Origin of the sequence: Streptomyces sp. NPDC005794 (assembly GCF_042871445.1) — a bacterium.
Lineage (GTDB): Bacteria > Actinomycetota > Actinomycetes > Streptomycetales > Streptomycetaceae > Streptomyces.
Genome location: NZ_JBIAIN010000009.1, coordinates 244,358 through 264,422, shown reverse-complemented (window position 1 = coordinate 264,422; position 20,065 = coordinate 244,358). Strand labels below are relative to the sequence as shown.

18 protein-coding genes are annotated in these 20,065 nt (G+C 70.0%); 2 read left to right on the top strand and 16 right to left on the bottom strand.

Features of this window, described 5'->3' with window-relative positions; all coding sequences use genetic code 11:
* Positions 1-51 precede the first annotated feature (51 nt).
* The 7 genes from ACFYQ5_RS17310 to ACFYQ5_RS17280 form a co-directional block, all read right to left on the bottom strand.
* Positions 52-1,209: an aldose epimerase family protein gene (locus ACFYQ5_RS17310; RefSeq protein ID WP_389198215.1), complete on the bottom strand. Its 1,158-nt coding sequence runs from the start codon at positions 1,207-1,209 to the stop codon at positions 52-54.
* Positions 1,210-1,236: 27 nt separating this feature from the next.
* The gene (gene mmsB, locus ACFYQ5_RS17305; RefSeq protein ID WP_389198213.1) at positions 1,237-2,481 is read right to left on the bottom strand and encodes a multiple monosaccharide ABC transporter permease; all 1,245 of its coding nucleotides are present in this window, start codon (positions 2,479-2,481) and stop codon (positions 1,237-1,239) included.
* The gene (gene mmsA / locus ACFYQ5_RS17300) at positions 2,478-4,028 is read right to left on the bottom strand and encodes a multiple monosaccharide ABC transporter ATP-binding protein (RefSeq protein ID WP_389198212.1); all 1,551 of its coding nucleotides are present in this window, start codon (positions 4,026-4,028) and stop codon (positions 2,478-2,480) included. Before mmsA ends, mmsB begins: the two co-directional genes overlap by 4 nt.
* A 32-nt stretch (positions 4,029-4,060) precedes the next feature.
* Complete coding sequence (gene chvE, locus ACFYQ5_RS17295; RefSeq protein WP_389198210.1) at positions 4,061-5,170, bottom strand: multiple monosaccharide ABC transporter substrate-binding protein; 1,110 nt, start codon at positions 5,168-5,170, stop codon at positions 4,061-4,063.
* A gap of 140 nt (positions 5,171-5,310) precedes the next feature.
* Positions 5,311-6,294, bottom strand: a complete 984-nt coding sequence (locus ACFYQ5_RS17290; RefSeq protein WP_389198208.1) for a hypothetical protein — start codon at positions 6,292-6,294, stop codon at positions 5,311-5,313.
* Positions 6,295-6,405: 111 nt separating this feature from the next.
* Positions 6,406-7,425 (bottom strand): zinc-binding dehydrogenase, encoded by a 1,020-nt coding sequence (locus ACFYQ5_RS17285; RefSeq protein WP_389198206.1) that lies wholly within the window; start codon positions 7,423-7,425, stop codon positions 6,406-6,408.
* On the bottom strand, positions 7,422-8,576 hold the full coding sequence (locus tag ACFYQ5_RS17280) for a mandelate racemase/muconate lactonizing enzyme family protein (protein WP_389198204.1): 1,155 nt from the start codon (positions 8,574-8,576) through the stop codon (positions 7,422-7,424). Before ACFYQ5_RS17280 ends, ACFYQ5_RS17285 begins: the two co-directional genes overlap by 4 nt.
* 111 nt (positions 8,577-8,687) lie before the next feature.
* Here ACFYQ5_RS17280 and ACFYQ5_RS17275 point away from each other — a divergent pair, with 111 nt between their 5' ends.
* Complete coding sequence (locus ACFYQ5_RS17275) at positions 8,688-9,479, top strand: EI24 domain-containing protein (protein ID WP_389198202.1); 792 nt, start codon at positions 8,688-8,690, stop codon at positions 9,477-9,479.
* Positions 9,480-9,519: 40 nt separating this feature from the next.
* Here the strand turns inward: ACFYQ5_RS17275 and ACFYQ5_RS17270 are convergent, their stop codons facing one another.
* The 3 genes from ACFYQ5_RS17270 to ACFYQ5_RS17260 form a co-directional block, all read right to left on the bottom strand.
* Positions 9,520-11,448, bottom strand: coding sequence for a flavin monoamine oxidase family protein (locus tag ACFYQ5_RS17270; protein WP_389198200.1), 1,929 nt, complete (start codon positions 11,446-11,448; stop codon positions 9,520-9,522).
* 118 nt (positions 11,449-11,566) lie between these two features.
* Positions 11,567-12,559, bottom strand: a complete 993-nt coding sequence (locus tag ACFYQ5_RS17265; protein ID WP_389198198.1) for an aldose epimerase family protein — start codon at positions 12,557-12,559, stop codon at positions 11,567-11,569.
* A gap of 11 nt (positions 12,560-12,570) precedes the next feature.
* On the bottom strand, positions 12,571-13,485 hold the full coding sequence (locus tag ACFYQ5_RS17260) for an SGNH/GDSL hydrolase family protein (protein WP_389198196.1): 915 nt from the start codon (positions 13,483-13,485) through the stop codon (positions 12,571-12,573).
* 360 nt (positions 13,486-13,845) lie between these two features.
* On the opposite strand from ACFYQ5_RS17260, the gene ACFYQ5_RS17255 reads away from it, so the two are divergent.
* Positions 13,846-14,340, top strand: a complete 495-nt coding sequence (locus ACFYQ5_RS17255) for a DUF3145 domain-containing protein (protein ID WP_389198194.1) — start codon at positions 13,846-13,848, stop codon at positions 14,338-14,340.
* Between the two features lie 94 nt (positions 14,341-14,434).
* On the opposite strand, the gene ACFYQ5_RS17250 is transcribed toward ACFYQ5_RS17255, so the two are convergent.
* From ACFYQ5_RS17250 to ACFYQ5_RS17225, 6 genes are all read right to left on the bottom strand, one after another.
* On the bottom strand, positions 14,435-15,046 hold the full coding sequence (locus ACFYQ5_RS17250; protein WP_389198192.1) for a hypothetical protein: 612 nt from the start codon (positions 15,044-15,046) through the stop codon (positions 14,435-14,437).
* Between the two features lie 122 nt (positions 15,047-15,168).
* Positions 15,169-16,431 carry a beta-ketoacyl-ACP synthase II gene (fabF, locus tag ACFYQ5_RS17245; protein ID WP_389198190.1) on the bottom strand — a complete coding sequence of 421 codons (1,263 nt, stop codon included), beginning with the start codon at positions 16,429-16,431 and terminating at the stop codon, positions 15,169-15,171.
* Between the two features lie 80 nt (positions 16,432-16,511).
* Positions 16,512-16,760 carry an acyl carrier protein gene (locus tag ACFYQ5_RS17240; RefSeq protein WP_014045780.1) on the bottom strand — a complete coding sequence of 83 codons (249 nt, stop codon included), beginning with the start codon at positions 16,758-16,760 and terminating at the stop codon, positions 16,512-16,514.
* 63 nt (positions 16,761-16,823) lie between these two features.
* Entirely contained in the window at positions 16,824-17,825 is a 1,002-nt protein-coding gene (locus ACFYQ5_RS17235) for a ketoacyl-ACP synthase III (RefSeq protein ID WP_389198188.1), read from the bottom strand.
* 13 nt (positions 17,826-17,838) lie between these two features.
* Positions 17,839-18,753, bottom strand: coding sequence for an ACP S-malonyltransferase (locus tag ACFYQ5_RS17230; protein ID WP_389198187.1), 915 nt, complete (start codon positions 18,751-18,753; stop codon positions 17,839-17,841).
* Positions 18,754-18,842: 89 nt separating this feature from the next.
* A complete protein-coding gene (locus ACFYQ5_RS17225; protein WP_389198185.1) occupies positions 18,843-20,042 on the bottom strand; it encodes a PucR family transcriptional regulator in 1,200 nt (399 codons plus the stop codon).
* Between the last annotated feature and the right edge of the window lie 23 nt (positions 20,043-20,065).

Here is a 20,065-nt window from a genome sequence, read left to right as displayed (position 1 = left end):
GAACGGACGGCGCCCTCCCCGCCGGGGGAGGGCGCCGTCCGCTGTGGGTGCTCAGCGTGCCGAGAAGGCGTGCACCGTCGTCGAACGGAAGGTCTCGCCCGGCCGCAGTACCGTCGAGGGGAACGACGGCTGGTTGGGGGAGTCCGGGAAGTGCTGGGACTCCAGGCAGAACGCGTCGCCCTGGCGGTAGACCCGTCCCGAGGTGCCCGTCAGGGTGCCGTCGAGGAAGTTGCCCGTGTAGACCTGCATGCCGGGCTCCGTGGTGTACATCTTCATCACCCGGCCGGAGCCGGGGTCCGTCACGGTCAGCGCGTACTCGGGGCGGGCCGTGAGCCCCTTGTCCAGCGCGTAGTTGTGGTCGATCCCCTGCCCGTAGCCGATCTGCTCGTGCGGGGTGCGCACGGCCTCCCCGATGGCCCGGGACCGCCGGAAGTCGAACGGTGTACGCGCCACCGGTGCGAGCTCACCCGTCGGGATGAGCGTCGCGCCGACCGGCGTGTAGCGCGCCGCCGCCAGCTCCAGCAGGTGCCCGTCGACGCTCCCGCTGCCCTCGCCCGCCAGGTTGAAATAGGTGTGGCTGGTCAGGTTGAGGACGGTGGCCCGGTCGGTGGTCGCCGTGTAGTCGACGCGCCACTCGCCCCGGGAGGTGAGGGTGTAGACGACACGGACGGCGAGCGCGCCCGGATAGCCGGCCTCGCCGTCCGGGCTGGTCCGGGTCAGGACCAGCCCGACGTCACCGCGCTCGGTGAACGGCTGCACGTCCCAGACCCGCTTGTCGAAGCCCTGGTCGCCGCCGTGCAGGCTGTTCGGGCCGTCGTTGACCGGCAGTTGGTGCGTGGCCCCGTCGAGAGTGAAGCGCCCCTCGGCGATGCGGTTGCCGTACCGCCCGATCAGCCCGCCGAAGTACGGGGACTTCGCCACGTAGTCCGGCAGGTTGTCGAAGCCGAGCGAGACGTTCGCCGTCCGGCCCCTGCGGTCGGCGGTCTCCAGGGACTGGACGACACCGCCCCAGGAGAGGACCTTCAGCCGGGTCCCGCCGTTGGCGAGGGTCCAGCGGTGCACCTTCGTCCCGTCGGCGAGCGTGCCGAAGAGCTCCTTGGCCGGGCTGCGTCCGGTGACCGCGGCGTGCGCGGCCGGGGTGCCCGCCGCCACGGCCAGTCCGGCCGCTGCCGTGGCCGCCAGGACGGTGCGTCTGCTGGTTCCGGTCATGAACAACTCCTGTTGCGTCAGAGGATGTTACGAGCCGACCTTGCGCTTGTTCCACACGTCGAAGCCGACCGCTGCCAGCAGGACGAAGCCCTTGATGACCTGCTGGTAGTCGGTGCCGATGCCGACGAGGTTCATACCGTTGTTCAGCACGCCCAGGACCAGACCACCGATGATCGCGCCGAGGACCGTGCCGACGCCGCCGCTCATCGACGCGCCGCCGATGAACGAGGCCGCGATGGCCTCCAGTTCGAAGTTGAGGCCCGCCTTGGGCGAGGCCGCGTTGAAACGGGCGGCGAAGACCAGACCCGCCAGGGCCGCGAGCATGCCCATGTTCAGGAAGACCAGGAAGGTGACCTTCTTGTCCTTCACACCCGACAGCTTGGCCGCGGGCAGGTTGCCGCCGATGGCGTAGATGTGGCGGCCGATGATCGCGTTGCGCATCAGGTAGCCGAAGCCGACGACCAGGACGCCGAGGATGAGCAGCACGACCGGGGCGCCCTTGTAGCTGGCGAGCAGGAGCGTGACGACGAGGACGGCCGAGACCAGGGCGACCAGCTTCAGGACGAACATCTTGGCCGGCAGCACCTCGAGGGCGAACTCCTGCTGCCGCTTGCGGTCGCGGACCTCCTGGATCACCACGAAGGCGATCAGGGCGAAGCCCAGCAGCAGGGTGAGGTTGTGGTAGTTGGTGTCCGGACCGACCTCGGGCAGGAAGCCGTTGGCCAGCTCCTGCAGGTCCTTCGGGAAGGGGCCGAGGGTCTGGCCCTTCAGGAAGATCTCCGTCAGACCGCGGAAGAGCAGCATGCCCGCGAGGGTCACGATGAAGGACGGTATGCCGAGATAGGCGATGAAGAAGCCCTGCACCGCGCCCGCGACGGCACCGATGGCCAGGCACAGCACCACCGCGAGCGGCCAGGAAAGGTTGTTCTCGACCATCAGCACGGCGGCCATCGCGCCGATGAACGCGGTCAGTGAGCCGACCGAGAGGTCGATGTGGCCCGCGATGATGACGAGCATCATGCCGATCGCGAGGATCAGGATGTAGCTGTTCTGCAGCACCAGGTTGGACACGTTGCGCGGCAGCAGCAGGTCACCTCCCGACCACACCGCGAACAGCACCACGATCAGGCCGAGGGCCATCAGCATGCCGTACTGGCGCATGTTGCGGCGCATGCCGTCGAGCATCAGCTGCAGCATGCTGTCGCCGGAAGCCGATCCGGCCTTGCCCGGCGGCGTGGGGGCCGGGGTCTTCGCGGTCAGGTCCGTGCTCATCGGGTTACCTCTTTGTCCTTCGTCATCTGACGCATCAGTGCTTCCTGCGAGGCCTCGGCCCGCGAGAACTCACCCGTCAGCCGTCCCGCGGCCATGGTGTAGATGCGGTCGCACATACCGAGCAGCTCCGGCAGCTCGGAGGAAATGAAGACGACCGCCTTGCCCTGGGCGGCCAGTTGGTCGATGACCGTGTAGATCTCGTACTTGGCGCCCACGTCGATGCCGCGCGTGGGCTCGTCCAGGATCAGCACCTCGGGCCCCGCGAAGATCCACTTGCTGAGGACGACCTTCTGCTGGTTGCCGCCGGACAGCTTGCCCACCGGCTCGAAGACGGTCGGCGCCTTGATGTTCATCGACGTGCGGAAGTCCTCGGCGACCTGACGTTCCCCGTGCTCGTCGACCACACCCCGCTTGGCGACCTTGCCCAGCGCGGTCAGCGAGATGTTCCGGTTGATGGTGTCGATCAGGTTGAGGCCGTAGTGCTTGCGGTCCTCGGTGGCGTACGCGATGCCGTGCTTGATCGCCTCGGGGACGGACTTCGTGTGGATCTCGGTGCCGTCCCTGAGGACTGTACCGCCGGCGTACCGGCCGTAGGAGCGGCCGAAGACGCTCATCGCCAGCTCGGTGCGGCCGGCGCCCATGAGTCCGGCGATACCGACGATCTCGCCCCGCCGCACCTCGATCGAGACGTCGTCGACCACCTTGCGCTGCTGGTCGATGGGGTGGTGCACGGTCCAGTTGCGGATCTCCAGGGCGGGCGCGGTCCCCTCCTCCGGGTGGTGCGGGGTGCGCTCCGGGAAGCGGTGCTCCAGGTCGCGGCCGACCATCCCGCTGATGATCCGGTCCTCGGTCGTCTCCGCGGCCTTCACGTCGAGCGTCTCGATGGAGTGCCCGTCGCGGATGATCGTCACCGAGTCGGCGACCCGGCGGATCTCGTTCAGCTTGTGCGAGATGATGATCGAGGTCATGCCCTGTTCCTTCAACGAAAGGATCAGGTCCAGCAGTTTGCCGCTGTCCTCGTCGTTGAGCGCCGCGGTCGGCTCGTCGAGGATGAGCAGCTTCACCTTCTTCGACAGCGCCTTGGCGATCTCCACCAGCTGCTGCTTGCCCACGCCGATGTCGGCGACCCGGGTCTCCGGATGCTCGTCGAGACCGACCCGGCGCAGCAGTTCACCGGCGTGCCTGAGGGTGTCGTTCCAGTTGATCAGTCCGCGCTTGGCGTGCTCGTTGCCGAGGAAGATGTTCTCCGCGATGGAGAGGTACGGCACCAGCGCCAGCTCCTGGTGGATGATCACGATGCCGCGCTGTTCGCTCGCCCGGATGTCCTTGAACCGGCAGGTCTCGCTCTCGAAGAGGATGTCCCCTTCGTAGCTGCCGTGCGGATGGACGCCGGAGAGCACCTTCATCAGGGTCGACTTGCCGGCGCCGTTCTCTCCGCAGATGGCGTGGACCTCGCCCTGACGGACCGTCAACGTGACGTCCGAAAGCGCTTTGACACCGGGAAAGGTCTTGACGATCGAGCGCATTTCCAGGACGGGTCCCGCCATGGTTGTGCCTTCCAATCCTTGAGGGGGCCCGGTTACTTGAGGTCGTTCTCGGTGTAGTAACCGTCGTCCACGAGCGCCTCTTTGTAGTTGGTCTTGTCGACGCTGACCGGCTGCAGCAGGAAGGCGGGGACGACCTTGACACCGTTGTCGTAGGACTTGGTGTCGTTGAGCTCGGGCTTCTTGTCGTTCAGGGCGGCCTCGACCATGTTCGAGGCGACCTGGGCCAGCTTGCGCAGGTCCTTGTAGACGGTCTGGGTCTGCTCACCCGCGATGATCGACTTCACGGATGCGAGCTCCGCGTCCTGGCCCGTGACCACCGGCATCGGCTTGGCCCCGGTGCCGTAGCCGTCCGACTTCAGGGCGGAGAGGATGCCGATGGAGATGCCGTCGTACGGGGAGAGCACGGCGTCGACCCGGGCGCTCCGGTAGGTGGACGTCAGCAGGTCGTCCATGCGGCGCTGCGCGGCGCCGCCGTCCCAGCGCAGGGTGGTGACCTGGTTGAGCGCGGTCTGCTTGGACTTGACGACCACCTGCTTCTTGTCCACGTACGGCTTCAGGGCGTTCATCGCGCCCTGGAAGAAGTACCGGGTGTTGTTGTCGTCGTTGGAACCGGCGAACAGCTCGACGTTGAAGGGGCCCTTCTCGCCTTCCTTCAGGCCGAGCTTGTCCACGATGTACGAGCCCTGGAGCTCGCCGACCTTCTCGTTGTCGAACGAGGCGTAGTAGTCGACGTTCTCCGTGCCGAGGATCAGCCGGTCGTAGGAGATCACCGGGATGTCGGCGTCCTTGGCCTGCTGCAGCACGTTGTTGAGGGACTTGTTGTCGATCGCGGCGATGATCAGGGCGTCCACGCCCTGCGTGATCATGTTCTCGATCTGGGAGACCTGCTGGTCCGGGTCGTCCTCGCCGTAGACGAGCTTGGTCTTGTAGCCCTTGCCCTTCAGTTCCTTCTCGACGTTGGCGCCGTCGGAGATCCAGCGCTCGGAGGACTTGGTCGGCATCGCGATGCCGATGGTGCCGCCGCCGGCACCACTCTTGTCCTCCTCGCTGCCGCCCTCACCGCTCTGGCCGCAGGCGGTCAGTGTGAGAGCGAGGGTGGTGGCGGAGGCCATGGCGGCGAGTGCGGCTCTGCGGTTACGCATGGTCATCATCCTTGATGGGGGAGCAGGGTTCGGTCCGGTGGCGTCGGCACGCCCGGAAAACTGAGGGCGGTTCGACCGTGAGCAGGTGTGTGGGATTGTGCGCGGCTGTGTCTTCTTTTGGGGAGAGTGTTTCCGGAACGTTATGACGAGATCTCGAACCGGTTGAGCGGGCCCGGCAGGCGGCTGCCGAGCTCGGCCATGCCACCGTCCGCCCCGTGCCGTGCGAGCAGGTCCAGCGCGAGCCTGCCGCGCCGCACCCGCTCCTTCGCGGTGGCCAGCGCCAGGTCGCGCATGTGCCGGCCGTACGGATAGATCCCGGGCGACTTGGAGAGGCCGAACTTCAGGTACAGCGGTGCGCCGCGCCGGATCAGTTCGGCGACCTCGTACATCCGCACATACCCGCCGAGGTCGTCCGGCGCCTCGATGTAGAGGTCCATCGGGGCCCGGGAGACCCGGCGGATCTCCGTGAACTGGGCGAGCGTCAGGTCGGACGGGATGTTGATCGAGTCGGCGCCGAGCTGCTCGAACACGGCGTACGAGGCCGGGTTCACCGGCCCGATGAGCGCCGACACCTTGAAGGTGGTGTCCGCGGGCAGGACGCCCTGCTCGCGCAGCCGGTGCAGGGTCCACAGCACGCCCTCGTCGGCCACGAGCAGGCACTTCACGCCCAGCTCGGTGGCGCGCAGGGCGTCCTCGACACAGCCGGCCAGGGCGTCGTGGCCACGGGAGCGCAGCCCGGCGCCGCCGGAGTCCGTACGGACCGACGCGCCGGTGTCCCAGGTGCCGCGCGGCCCGGTGAACAGGCAGAGCTCGATGTCGCGTTCGGCGCAGCCCTCCACCATCTCGGTGATCTCCGCGTCGGTCAGCATCCAGACACCGCTGCCCTGGCTGATGCGGTGGACCGGGACGTCGAGCCGCGCGGACTCCTTGAGTACGACACCGAGGACTTCCGGCCCCTCCACGGACGGCACCTCGGTGCGCCAGCTCCCGCCGTCGGGGAAGGAGTGCGGGGAGGCGTCGGCCGGGGACAGGGGCGCCGGGCCGAGGCCGAGCGCGGTGAGCGCGGCCTCACCGGGGCGTCGGGGGCCGGCGGCGCCGGGGGAAGAGGCAGGGGCGTCGTTCACGACTGGTCCTTCATGTTCGGTATTTCGGACGACATTCGGGTCTTTGGGAGTGCGCCGGTGCGGAGGCGGTCAGGACGCCGCCGTACCGGCGCACGGATCAGGGCGGGCCTGTCACGGCCGCAGCAGCACCTTCCCGGTCTCCGGGTCCCCGGACCCCACCAGCGCCACAGCGTCGGCGAACCGCTCCAGCGGGAACTCGTGGGTGATCAGGGGTGCCGGGTCGAGCAGCCCGGCCGTGAACGCCCGCACCGCGTGGGACCAGGCCGCCGAGGGCGCCCCGAACACGCTGCGCACGGTGAGCTGGCTCAGCGACAGGTGCACCGGGTCGATGCCCACGGCTCCCGGGGTGAACATCCCGGTCAGCACCACCCGCCCGCCGCGCCGCGCCAGCAGGCACGCGTCGGCCGCGGTGGACGGCGCTCCGGCCGTCTCCACGACCAGGTCGTACCGGCCCCGCACCTCCTCGGCCTCCTTGGGCACCCGTGCCTCGCTCGCCCCGAAGTCCAGGGCCTGGGCGGCCCGTGTCTCCCTCGGGTCGATCACGGTGAGCTCCGCCGGCGACACCGCCGCCAGCAGCTGCACCGCGAGCAGGCCGAGCGTGCCCGCACCCAGCACGGCGATCCGTTCACCCGGTTCGGGTGCCCCGGCCCGCACCGCCGCCGCGATCACCGCGGCCGGCTCCAGCAGGGCCGCGGCCCGCAGATCGGCGTCGTCTGCCAGCGGGTGCAGCAGCCGCGCGGGGACCACCAGGTGGTCGGCGAACGCGCCGGGCCGGGTGAACCCGGTCTCGTCGTATCCCGCCGTGCACAGGGAGGTCTCGCCGTACCGGCACCGGTCGCAGCGCCCGCACGCCCGGAAGCCCTCGGCGACCGTGCGCCGGCCGGTCAGCGCGGGGTCGACGCCCTCGCCGACCGCGTCGACGGTCCCCGACCACTCGTGACCCGGCACCACGGGGTAGCGCACGTAGGCCGGGTCGCGGTGGCCGTCGTACACCTCGCGGTCACTCATGCAGATCCCGGCCGCGGCGACCCGCACCCTGACCTCGCCGGGGCCCGGCTCGGGGAGCGGCCCCTCGGTCAGCCGGTGGCTGCCGGGCCGATCGACGGTCAACGAACGGGAAAGGGCGGTCACTTGGGCTGCCTCTTCTCCCAGCCGTCCGCCCACAGGTCGAAGCGCGCCTGCTGCTGCGGGAACTCGGCCGCCGCGTCCACATCCAGCTCCACGCCGAGCCCGGGGGCGTCGGAGAGCTCGAAGCAGCCGGTCGCGGGGTCGACGGCCGGAGCGCCCTTGACGACCTTCTTGATGTCCGCGTCGGCGAAGTCGTTGAAGTGCTCGAGGATCTTGAAGTTGGGGGTGCAGCCCGCGACCTGGAGGCTGGCCGCCGTCAGCACCGAACCACCCACGTTGTGCGGGGCGATCAGCGTGTAGTGGGTCTCCGCGGTCGCCGCGAGCTTGCGGGTCTCCAGGATGCCGCCGATGTGGCCGACGTCCGGCTGGATGATGTCGGCGGCCTGCGACTCGAAGAGCTCACGGAACTCGATCCGGTCGTGGATGCGTTCACCGGTCGCGATCGGCACGTCGACCTTCTCCGCGACCTTGCTCAGCGCCTTGAGGTTCTCCGGCGGCACCGGCTCCTCCAGCCAGGCGGGCTTGAACGGCGCCATCTCGCGGGCGATCCGCACCGCCGTCGACGGACTGAACCTGCCGTGCATCTCCAGCATCAGCTCGGTGTCGGGGCCGATGGCGTCCCGAACGGCCTCGATGAGGGACACGGCGTACCGGGTCTCCTCCTGGCCCAGCTCGAAGTGCCCCGTACCGAAGGGGTCGATCTTCAGCGCCCGGTAACCGCGCTCGACGACCCCCTGCGCGGCCTTGTGGTACGCCTCCGGGGTGCGCTCGGTGGTGTACCAGCCGTTGGCGTACGCCTTCACCCGGTCGGTGACCTTCCCGCCGAGCAGCTGCCAGACGGGGACGCCGAGCGCCTTGCCCTTGATGTCCCAGCAGGCCATCTCGATGACCGCGATGCCGGACATCACGATCTCCCCGGCCCGCCCGTAGTCGCCGTACTTCATGCGGCGGACGAGGTCCTCGATCGCGAACGGGTCGGAGCCGGTGACGTGGTTGGCCGACGCCTCGTGCAGATAGCCGAGCAGCGCGTCCGTGCGGCCCAGCATCCGGGTCTCACCCACCCCCGTGAGGCCCTCATCGGTGTGAACCTGGACGTAGGTGAGGTTGCGCCACGGCGTGCCGACGACATGCGTGCTGATTCCGGTGATGCGCACGTGTGTTGCCTCTCAACGTGTTCGGTATTTCGTCGCTCGTTCGAAATGCTGGCGTGACCGTAATGACGGGCCAGGGGACGTGTCAATGGTTGACGCAAGTACGCTGACGTCATGAGTGATCTCGGGGCGGGTTTCGGTTACTTGATCAAGGGCCAGCGCTGGGCCTTCGGGCACAGCCGCTGGTTCGGCTTCGGCCTGCTGCCCGCACTGATCACTCTGGTCGTCTACGCGGGCGCGCTGGTGGGACTGGGCTACGGCGCGGACGACTTCGTCGGCTGGGCCACCCCGTTCGCCGACGACTGGTCCTCGCCCTGGCTGGGGCTCCTGCGCAACACCCTGGTCGTCCTGGTCTTCGTCTTCGGGGCGTTCCTCGCGGTCATCACCTTCACCGCGATGACCCTGCTGGTCGGCCAGCCGTTCTACGAGTCGCTGTCCGAGGAGGTCGACCGCAGCGAGGGCGGCGAGGTGCCCGAGTCGGGCCTGCCGCTCTGGCGCGAGCTGTGGATCTCCGCCCGCGACTCCGTCCGCATCCTGCTGCGTGTCGCGCTGTACGGGGTGGTGCTCTTCGCCCTCGGGTTCATCCCCGTCATCGGGCAGACCGTGATCCCCGTCCTCGGCTTCTGCGTCTCCGGCTACTTCCTGTCCGAGGAGCTCACCGCCGTCGCCCTCCAGCGCCGCGGCATGGTGCTCAAGGACCGGCTCGTGCTGCTGCGCGGGCGCCGCATGATGGTGCTCGGCTTCGGCGTCCCGCTCGTGCTCTCCTTCCTCGTCCCCTTCGTCGCGGTGCTCCTGATGCCGGGCGCCGTCGCCGGGGCCACGCTGCTGGCCCGCGACCTCACGGCGACGCCCGGAACCGGCCCGGCTCCGGCCCCCGCGTCGCCGTACACCCTGCGCAAGGGCTGAGGAGGCCACCGGACCGCCCGGTCCGGCGGCCTGCCGCCGGTCAGCCGCTGTGGACCTCCAGCGCGGTCCTGACCGCCGACTCCAGGGCGCCCTCGATCCAGGCCGGCTTGATGGACGTGTGGCAGCCGGCGAAGTGCAGCGGCCCCTCCGGGGTGCGGACGTCGGGGAACAGCTCGGTGTGCTGGCCGGGGAGCAGCACCGACGCCTCGCCGTACGCGTACGGGTCACGCATCCAGGACTGGGTGCGGCCCACGCCCGTGTAGAACACCTCGACGCGCTGCCCGTACACGTCCTGGACACCGCCCAGGGTGCGCGGGTAGCGCTCGTCGTCGTCCAGCGAGTCCCACTTCAGGGCGTCGTCGGCCCAGCTGTAGGAGGCGAGCAGGACCCCGCCCTCGCTGCCCTCGACCGGGTGCGAGGGCTGGTACATGAACCGGTTGGCGTTGTCCGTCACCGAACCGCCGCCGATGACGTGGGCCGCCTCCGGCTGATTGCGGGCGGTGGCCCGGCAAGCGGCGTAGTGCACCCGCTGGTTGGGCGGGATGTGGCCGCGCGGCACGGAGCGGTGCGCGCCCAGCAGCGAACCGTCGGCCGGGGCCTTGCCCAGCCGGTAGGCGTCGTACAGGCCGGGGCGTACGGTCTCCAGCTCACGCTTCCAGTCCGCCTCGTCGAACTCCCACCAGCGGCGGCTGAATTCGAGCAGCACCTTGGTCGCCGCGTCGTAGTGGACCTCGGTGATCGCCCGCCGCTTCCCGTACGAGAGCGCGGGGCTCACCGGGATGTGGCGCAGCCCGGAGAAGGGGACGGTGATGATCGCCCGGTCGCCGGTGAAGGTCTCCCGGACGACGGGGCCGCCCCGGCCCTCGGAGACCGTCTCCACGCGCACGCCGTCCTCGGTGTGGCTGATCCGGGTGGCCCGGCGGTCCAGGTGCACCAGGTCCTTCACCTGCGCGTACATCGCGTCGGCCAGGGTCGCGGTGCCGTCGGGCAGTTCGAAGAAGGAGGTGGCGGGGCTGATCAGAGAGGCCCCGATGAAGCTGTGCAGGAAGGCGAGATGGAGCCGCGAGGTCATGTTCTCGACGGTGCCGACGAGATCGATGGTGCGCTCGTCCAGCTTGGCCGCCTCGGTCAGGTAGCGGTACATCGACCAGTGCCCGTACCGCTGGAGCACCGTCGCCCAGCCTTCGACCAGGGCGCTGCCCTCCTTGCCCTCGATCTCCTTGCGCACCGGGGCGAAGGCGTCCCGCACGATCTGCGAGGCGGGGGTGTTCTCGTAGGCGGCGGGCACACCGAAGGAGCGGTTGACGGCCTGCGGCTTCGCGGCGTAGTCGGCGCGGCGGACGCGGACGCCGTTGACGTGGATCCAGGTGCGGTTGGCGGGGCGCCCCTCGGCGTCCACGTCGACCAGGTGGAAGCGGCGTGTCTTCAGCCCGAGGTGCGCCATCAGCCCGGTGACCAGCGGATGACTGTCCGGGATACGCATCGCGCCGGCCTCGGCGTACTGCTTCGGATCGGCGAAGGGCGGCTCGGACCGCTCGTGGCCGCCGGGCCGGAACGTCTTGATGCGGCCGCCGACGCGGTTGCCGTTGGCCTCGATCACGGTGACCTTGTGACCGGCCTCGTGGAGGAGCCGCGCCGCGGTGAGCCCGGCCGGCCCCGCGCCGACGACCAGTACCTTCCTGCGCGCGGCCCGGGTGCGGGGCAGGCCCTTGCCCAGCAGGACCTCGCGGTAACGGGGGACCAGGTCCCGGTCGTTCCCGTCGCGTACGAGAATGGCGCGGGCGACGGTGAGGCAGGCCTCCCGGTCGGATCCCGGCGCCGCTCCCGGCGCGGCGGCAGCGGCGGCCCGGGGCGCCGCTGCGGACGTGGCGGCGCCCGCCACGGTGAGGGCCGCGGCGCCCGCGGTGGCACCCGCGATCACGGCACGGCGGGACGTCAGGACGGGTGACGATGCATCTGGTGAGATCATGGCGATCACCCTGGTGTGCCGCACCCGTCGCACGCGCCGAATCAGCGCCGAATCACCCGCCGGTGATCTTGGTGTGTCCGGTGTTGACGCAGGTCGTCGCGCCGGGAATCGTGAGTGCTCAGCGCACCGAGAAGCCGTACACCGTCGTGGACGCGAACTCCTCGCCCGGTCGCAGCACCGTGCTCGGGAACTCCGGGTGGTTCGGCGAGTCGGGGAAGTGCTGTGTCTCCAGCGCGATCCCGGCGCACGCCACGAACGGGCCCCCGCCGAGGTGGTCGGCGGTGTACAGCTGGAGGCCCGGTTCTGTCGTACGGACCGTCAGCAGGCGTCCCGACGCCGGGTCGTACAGCTCGGCGACCGGATCCCCGCCGGTCTCCTCCAGCACGTAGTTGGTGTCGTAGCCCGGACCCACCGGCTTCGGCTCCCGGAAGTCGAACCGGGTCCCCTCCACCGGCCGGAGCTCGCCGGTGGGGATCGAGTCCGCGTCGCCGGGGGTGATCCGCCCGGCCGCGAGCCGCAGTTCGTGCCCGAGCGCGCTCCCGCTGTCCGCTCCCGCGAGATTCCAGTACGTGTGATTCGTCAGGTTCACCACGGTCGGCGCGTCCGTCGTCGCCCGGTAGGCGATCCGCAGCGCGCCGTCCTCGTCCAGGGTGTACGTCACCGTCACCGCCAGCCGCCCCGGGAAGCCCTCCTCACCGTCCTCGGCGACCAGGGAGAGCCGCACACCGTCCGGCACCTCCTCGGCGTCCCACACCCGCTTGTCGAAGCCGCGCTCGCCGCCGTGCAGGGTGGTGCGGCCCTCGTTCCGCGTCACCCGGTGCGTACGCCCGTCCAGGACGAACGACCCGCCCGCGATCCGGTTCGCGTACCGGCCGACCACGGCGCCGAAGTAGGGGCCGGCGTACGTCTCGTACCCCTTGACGTCCGGCAGCCCCAGGGCCACCTCGACCCGGCTGCCGTCCCTCCCGGGCACCACGACGGACTGCACCACGGCGCCGTACGTCAGGACCCGCACCCGGGTGCCCTCGCGCTCCAGGGTCCAGCGCCGGACCGGCGTACCGTCCGCAAGCGTGGAGAAGTCTTCGCTGTGTACCGCCGCACCCGTCGTCATGATCAAGAACTTTACGCCGGAGGCCCGGACGCCGTGACGTTGCGGTAAGCGATTTCTGCCAGCCTGGCCTGGCCGTTACGGCCCGGATGGAACCAGTCCCACTCGCTGAGCTGTTCACCGGTGAACCGGTAGTCGAACACCGCCCCGCCGTCGTAGCGGCAGCGCTCGTCCCGTGCGCAGACGTCCCGCAGCACCCCGTTGTACGCGACGACCCGCTCCTGTACCGCGTCGCGCCGGGCGACGGCCGCGGCTCCCATGTCGTCGGCGTCGCCCAGCATCGAGCGGCAGATCCCCAGCTTCCAGATCTGCTTGCCCAGCGGATTCTCCCGCCCGGTCGACCAGAGCCGCTTGAGGTCCGGGACACTCGACACGTACACCTGGGTCTTCGGGGCCGCGGCGCGCAACTGCCGCATCGACGCCTCGAAGGACGCCCGGAAGTCGGCCTCCGGTGTCATCAGCTCCACCGAGTCACGGCAGGCGTCGTTCGCGCCGATCATCACCGTGACCAGTTCCGGTCTCTCCTGCGCCGCCAGCGCCATCTGCTCCGGAAGCTGCGCCATCCTGGCGCCCGACACGGCGTGGTTCCAGCTGTGCGAGGTGGCCTTCGACGCCCCCAGGAGACGTACGGCGAGGCTCTTCACCCCGCCGTCGGTGCCGGTCGCCCAGGACACCTCGGGGCAGTCGGCCAGCACCGCGCAGGCGTCGAAGCCGCGGGTGATGGAATCCCCGACGGCCGCGACGGAGGCGGGGCTCACGTCCCACAGCGGCGTCGGCGAGGGAGAGGGGCTCCGGGCGCCCGCGGTGCTCCGCGTGCCCGGGCCCCCGTCGGAGGTGCAGCCCGCGAGTGCGGCGGCACCGATCACCGCGACCGCCGCCAGGCCGGCTGCGACGCTCCGGACACGGCGACGTGACGAACGCTCGGACATCCCTGTTCCCCTCCGGCCACACGGGTGATCGTGCCCCTGGCGCAACCGGACAGCCCCAGGTGGCGGGCCTCCGGGCCCTCATGGGTGAATGGTCTGCGAATCATGGCCCCGGGACCGACCGTACGTCATACAACCGCCCCCGGGGCACGGTAGCTTTTCCCCGTCGAACCAGTGGCGCCCGCCCGGCCCGCGACGATGCAGCGGGTCCGGTAAGTTATCTCACGTCACATACTGTCCCTTTTCAGGAGATTCACTCCCGATGCTGTTTACTGATGACAACCTCGGTAGCCGGCCGAAAAGAGACGGTACGGGCGCGAGGCCGCTGGGGAAGGCGAACCTCGTCCCACACTGGAGGTCCCGGTGACGACACGTGGAGTCCTTTACGTCCACTCCGCGCCGCGCGCGCTGTGCCCGCATGTCGAATGGGCGGTAGCGAGTGTGCTCGGTGTGCGGGTCCAGCTGGACTGGACCAGACAGCCGGCCGCCCCTGGCACCTGGCGGTCCGAATTCTCCTGGAAGGGCCGTACCGGTACGGCCTCGGAGCTGGCCTCGGCCCTCCGCGGCTGGGACCTGCTGCGCTTCGAGGTGACGGCGGAACCGTGCCCCACGGCGGAGGGCGAGCGCTACAGCTCCACGCCCGGTCTCGGCATCTTCCACGCCGTCACCGGCATGCACGGCGACATCCTGGTCCCGGAGGACCGGCTACGGGCGGCGCTGGCCCGCTCCCTGAACGGCGAGACGGACCTGGAGGCCGAGGTCGCCAAGCTCCTGGGCAAGCCGTGGGACGACGAGCTTGAGTCCTTCCGCCACGCGGGCGAGGGCGCGCCCGTGAGGTGGCTGCACCAGGTGGTGTGACGGCGGCCGACTCTGCTTCGTTCGACAGCTGAGCAGAAACGTTTGTCCTCGGTCGCCCCGGGCCTGGTCCGGGGCGCGGCCACCTGGTCGCGACTCAGGCCTGGGACTCGGCCCAGAAGGTGAAGATCCTCGAGAGGCCCGCCCGTACGGCGCCCCGCCGGGTGAGCACGGACCGGTCGACCCCGGTGAAGAGGACCGCGAGGGTGACATCGGCGGGCAGGACCCGGCCGTACGCCCGTACGGTCATCCTCCTGCCGCCTCCGAGGCCGGACTGCCGCACCGTGACGACGGAGCCGGGGTCCTCGGAGTCGGGCTGCCGGGACAGCTCGTACGCCCGGCGGTTGACCGCCCTGAGCCTGTACACGTCGCCCAGGTACGTCATGCGCAGGGCGCGCCCCCGGTGCGTCGGCGCCCACCGGTTCCGGCTCATCCGTACGAGCCCGTCGCCGACGCGGAGTGTCGAACGGTTGAGGGTCGGCATCGACACGACCTCCGCGTGCGCGCCACGGGTCTCGAACACGGCCGTGGGTATCAGCCCACCGCGCACCTCCGTGGTCATCGTGTGGGGCATGTCCTGGCCCGCCGGGTACACCACCCGGATGTCGCCGAACTCCGGGGAGGTGCCCTGCCAGCCGAACTTCTTGAGCCCGACCGGCTGCTTCTCCCGCAGGTGCGCGAGCGTGAACGGGCTGATCGTCGTGTGCATGTCTTTTCCTCGATGGTCGGACGGGTTGAGGGCGCCGCCCCACGACGGCGCGCACATGCGCGAGGCCCGCCTCCCGGTACGGGAAGCGGGCCTCGCGGCAGGATCAGCAGGTGATCGGCAGGTCAGACCGAACGGAAGGCCAGCACCACGTTGTGGCCACCGAAGCCGAACGAGTTGTTGATCGCCGAGATCGACCCCTCCGGCAGTGCCCGCGGCTCACCGCGCACGATGTCCGCGTCGACCGCCTCGTCGAGGTTCTCGATGTTGGTGGTGGGCGGCGCCATCCGGTTGTACAGCGCCAGGACCGTCGCCACGGTCTCGATACCGCCCGCGCCACCCAGCAGGTGACCCGTCATCGACTTCGTGGCGGAGATCGCGACATGGTCCAGGTCGTCGCCCAGCACCGCACGCAGCGCCTTGATCTCCGCGACGTCACCCTGCGGCGTGGACGTGGCGTGCGCGTTCAGGTGCACGACCTCCGACGGCTTCAGGTCCGTGGAGTCCAGCAGGTTCTGCATCGCGGCGGCGATCCCGCGCCCGGTGGGCTCGGGCTGCGCGATGTGGTGGGCGTCCGCGGACAGGCCCTGGCCGAGCACCTCGCAGTAGACCTTGGCGCCACGCGCGGCGGCGTGCTCCGCGGACTCCAGGATCACGACGCCGGCGCCCTCGCCGAGGACGAAGCCGTCACGGGCCGTGTCGTAGGGACGCGAGGCCTTCTCGGGCTCGTCGTTGCTCTTGGACATCGCCATCATGTTGGCGAACGCCGCGATCGGCAGCGGGTGGATGGCCGCCTCGGTGCCACCGGCGACGACCACGTCGGCACGGCCGGTGCGGATCATCTCGACGGCGTAACCGATGGCCTCGGCACCCGACGCGCAGGCGGAGACCGGGGTGTGGACACCGGCCTGGGCGTTGACCTCCAGGCCGACGTTGGCCGCCGGGCCGTTGGGCATGAGCATGGGAACGGTGTGCGGGGAGACGCGGCGTACGCCCTTCTCCTTCAGCACGTCGTACTGGTCGAGCAGGGTGATCACGCCGCCGATACCGGAGGCGATGACCGAGCCCAGACGCTCGGGCCGGATCTTCTCGTCCTCACCGGCCTTGCCGATGAAACCGGCGTCGGCCCACGCCTCGCGGGCGGCGATCAGCGCGAACTGCGCCGAGCGGTCCAGTTTGCGGGCGAGCGGACGGGGCAGTACCTCGCCGGGGTCGACGGCCGCGAGGGCGGCGATCCGGACGGGAAGTTCGGCGAAACGTTCGCCCTCGAGAGGCTTGATGCCGGACCGGCCGGCCATCAGACCTTCCCAGGTCGATGCGGAGTCGCCACCCAGCGGAGTGGTTGCGCCGATACCGGTGACGACCACGGTGCGATTGGTCGGGCTCACTGGAAAATCTTCTCCACGTGTAGAGGGTCGTGAATCAGCGGCGCCACCGCCGGGTGGCGACACACAGGGATGGGCTGGGATCAGCCCTGGTGCTTCAGGATGTAGTCAGCGGCGTCGCCGACCGTCTTGAGGTTCTTGACGTCCTCGTCGGGGATCTTGACGTCGAAGCGCTCTTCGGCGGCGACGACGACCTCGACCATGGACAGCGAGTCGACGTCCAGGTCGTCGGTGAAGGACTTGTCCAGCTGGACGTCCTCGACCGGGATACCGGCGATCTCGTTGACGATCTCGGCGAGACCGGTGACGATCTCTTCCTGAGTGGCGGCCATGTTGGCGCTCCTTCGATGTGTTTCTGCAGGGTTCGGGCGTGCGGACCGTAAGGCCCGGTGTGCCTAGGGGAGGGTAACGACCGTCGCGGCGTAGACGAGACCCGCCCCGAAGCCGATGATGAGCGCCGTGTCGCCGCTCTTGGCCTGACCGGTCGCCAGAAGCCGCTCCATTGCGAGCGGAATCGAGGCGGCCGACGTGTTGCCGGTGGTTTCCACGTCACGCGCGACCGTGACGTGCTCCGGCAGCTTGAGCGTCTTCACCATCGAGTCGATGATCCGCATGTTGGCCTGGTGCGGAATGAAGACATCCAGATCTTCCGGGGAGATCCCGGCCGCTTCCAGTGCCTGCTGGGCGACCTTGGCCATCTCGAAGACGGCCCAGCGGAAGACCGCCTGGCCCTCCTGCGTGATGGCCGGGAACTTCTCCGGCCGGTCGGCGTGGAAGACGTCCCACGCCACGGTCTGCTTGATCGTCCCGGACTTGTCGCCCTCGGAGCCCCACACCGTGGGGCCGATGGCCGGCTCCTTGGCGGGGCCGACGACGACCGCGCCGGCGCCGTCACCGAACAGGAAGGCCGTCGCACGGTCCTCCAGGTCGGTGAGGTCGCTCAGGCGCTCGACGCCGATGACGAGGACGTACTCCGCGGAACCCTCGACGACCATGCCCTTGGCGAGCGTGAGGCCGTAGCCGAAGCCCGCGCAGCCGGCCGAGATGTCGAAGGCGGCGGGCTTGCCCGCGCCGATCTTGTGGGCGATGTCCGTCGCGATGGCCGGGGTCTGCTGGAAGTGCGAGACGGTGGAGACGATCACTCCGCCGATCTGCTCGGGAGTGATCCCGGCATCGGCGATCGCCTTGCCTGCGGCCTCCACGGACATGGCCGACACGGTCTCCTCGTCGGAGGCCCAGTGGCGGGTGGCGATACCGGAGCGGGAGCGGATCCACTCGTCGGACGAGTCGATCGTCTCGAGGATCACCTCGTTGGGCACCACACGGGTCGGGCGGTAGCCGCCCACACCCATGATCCGTGCGTACGGGGCGCCCTTGCTGGGCTTGATCTTCGACATGCTCTCGGGCTCCTTAGGCGCCTGCGTGCTCGGAGATGAGCGCGCGGGCCGCGTCGAGGTCGTCGGGGGTCTTGAGCGCGAGGGTCCGCACACCGGGCAGCGCGCGCTTGGCGAGCCCGACCAGGGTCCCGCCGGGCGCGGCCTCGATGAGGGCCGTGACACCGAGCGCGGCGAAGGTCTCCATGCACAGGTCCCAGCGGACCGGGCTGGCGATCTGGCCGACGAGCCGCGAGATGACCTCGTCGCCGGTGGCGATCGTCTTCCCGTCGGCGTTCGACACGTACGTCACCTTCGGGTCGGTGACCGTCAGGGCGGTGGCGGCGGCACGCAGCTTCTCCACGGCCGGAGCCATGTGGTGCGTGTGGAACGCGCCGGCCACCTTGAGCGGCACCACGCGGCGTACACCTTCGGGCTTGTCCTCGACCAGCGCGGCGATCTGCTCCGCGGTGCCGGCGGCGACGATCTGCCCGCCGCCGTTGACGTTGGCCGGGGTGAGCCCCAGCTTCTCCAGGTGCGGGACCGTCACGTCGGGGTCCCCGCCGAGGAGCGCGGCCATGCCGGTCTCGGTGACCGCGGCGGCCTCGGCCATGCCGAGCCCCCGGGTGCGTACGAAGCGGAGTGCGGCCTCGTCGTCGATGACGCCGGCGAGCGTCGCGGCGGTGATCTCACCGACGCTGTGGCCTGCGACGACGCCGGGCGCGGCGTCAAGGGCGGCGGCGGAGAGGAGACCTGCGGCGACCAGCAGCGGCTGAGCCACCGCGGTGTCGCGGATCTCGTCCGCGTCGGCCTTCGTGCCGTAGTGGGCAAGGTCGAGCCCGATGGCGTCGGACCATCCCGCGATGCGGTCGGAGGCACCGGGAAGGTCGAGCCAGGGAGTCAGGAAGCCGGGCGTCTGAGCGCCTTGGCCGGGAGCGACGAGTACGAGCACCCTCACACTCTCTCTTGTGGACGGCCCCTGACGCCGGTGGGGACAGGGACGAAGAACCGTCAGGGGAATTGTTGAAGTTCGACAAAAGTCTAGGACTGAGTGTCTCCGGCGGCCAAGCGCCCCAGGATGAGGGCGATCCGCAGCGTGAACGCGGAACGGACGTCGGAGGGCGACCAGCCGGTGACGTCGGTCACACGTCGCAGCCGGTAGCGCACGGTATTGGGGTGTACGAAGAGCATCCGTGCCGCGCCCTCCAGACTGCTCGCCTGCTCCAGATACACACTCAGCGTCTCCAGAAGTGCCGAACCCGCTTCTTCCAGCGGTCTGTAGATCTCCTCCACCAGTTGATCGCGCGCGGCCGGGTCTCCGGCCATCGCACGCTCAGGAAGGAGATCGTCCGACAGGACGGGCCTCGGAGCGTCCTGCCACGCCGAGCAGGCCTTGAGACCGGCTGCCGCGGCCTGCGCGGACCTGGTGGCCGCGAGGAGGTCGGGCACCACGGGACCGGCGACGACCGGCCCGGCCGCATACGGTCCGATCAGTGACTTCGCGACGTTCAGGGGGTTGTCGCTGCCGCCCGCGATCACGACGAGGCGGTGTCCGAGGACCCCGGTCAGGACCTGGAGCTTGGCGTGCCTGGCGGCCCGCCGGATCGCCTCCACGGTGAGCTCGCTGTCCCCGTCGGGGGCGGTGCCGAGGACGACGCACACATGCTCGGGGGAGTTCCAGCCGAGCGCGGCGGCCCGGGACACGGCGCCCTCGTCCGCCTCGCCGGACAGCACCGCGTTCACCACCAGCGACTCCAGCCGGGCGTCCCACGCGCCACGGGCCTCGGCGGCCTGGGCGTACACCTGGGCGGTCGCGAAGGCGATCTCGCGCGCGTAGACGAGCAGCGCCTCGCGCAGCACCGACTCGTCGCCGGGCGCCGCGACCTCCTCGATCGCGGTCTCCATGACCTCGATCGTCGTACGCACCATCTCGACGGTCTGCCGCAGGGTGATCGCCCGGGTCAGCTCGCGCGGAGCCGTGCCGAACACATCGGTGGAGATCGCCTGTGGTGTCTCCGGGTGCCGGAACCACTCGGTGAACGCGGCGATACCGGCCTGGGCGACCAGGCCGATCCAGGACCGGTTCTCCGGTGGCATCGCCCGGTACCACGGCAGCGTCTCGTCCATGCGGGCGATGGCGTTGGCGGCCAGCCGGCCGGAGGACTGCTCCAGCCGTTTCAGGGTCGCGGCGTGGAGGTGGGCGTCATACGCGGCGGGCTGCTCAGGATCGGGTCGGGGCACGCACACAAGACTGCCTTATCGGG

Excerpts from the sequence above, each read along its gene's own strand:
- ACFYQ5_RS17310 (WP_389198215.1), bottom strand. The coding sequence starts at position 1,209 with ATGACCGGAACCAGCAGACGCACCGTCCTGGCGGCCACGGCAGCGGCC.
- ACFYQ5_RS17240 (WP_014045780.1), bottom strand. The coding sequence starts at position 16,760 with ATGGCCGCCACTCAGGAAGAGATCGTCACCGGTCTCGCCGAGATCGTC.
- chvE (WP_389198210.1), bottom strand. The coding sequence starts at position 5,170 with ATGCGTAACCGCAGAGCCGCACTCGCCGCCATGGCCTCCGCCACCACC.
- ACFYQ5_RS17235 (WP_389198188.1), bottom strand. The coding sequence starts at position 17,825 with ATGTCGAAGATCAAGCCCAGCAAGGGCGCCCCGTACGCACGGATCATG.
- ACFYQ5_RS17265 (WP_389198198.1), bottom strand. The coding sequence starts at position 12,559 with ATGACGACGGGTGCGGCGGTACACAGCGAAGACTTCTCCACGCTTGCG.
- ACFYQ5_RS17275 (WP_389198202.1), top strand. The coding sequence starts at position 8,688 with ATGAGTGATCTCGGGGCGGGTTTCGGTTACTTGATCAAGGGCCAGCGC.
- mmsA (WP_389198212.1), bottom strand. The coding sequence starts at position 4,028 with ATGGCGGGACCCGTCCTGGAAATGCGCTCGATCGTCAAGACCTTTCCC.
- ACFYQ5_RS17260 (WP_389198196.1), bottom strand. The coding sequence starts at position 13,485 with ATGTCCGAGCGTTCGTCACGTCGCCGTGTCCGGAGCGTCGCAGCCGGC.
- ACFYQ5_RS17270 (WP_389198200.1), bottom strand. The coding sequence starts at position 11,448 with ATGATCTCACCAGATGCATCGTCACCCGTCCTGACGTCCCGCCGTGCC.
- mmsB (WP_389198213.1), bottom strand. The coding sequence starts at position 2,481 with ATGAGCACGGACCTGACCGCGAAGACCCCGGCCCCCACGCCGCCGGGC.
- ACFYQ5_RS17250 (WP_389198192.1), bottom strand. The coding sequence starts at position 15,046 with ATGCACACGACGATCAGCCCGTTCACGCTCGCGCACCTGCGGGAGAAG.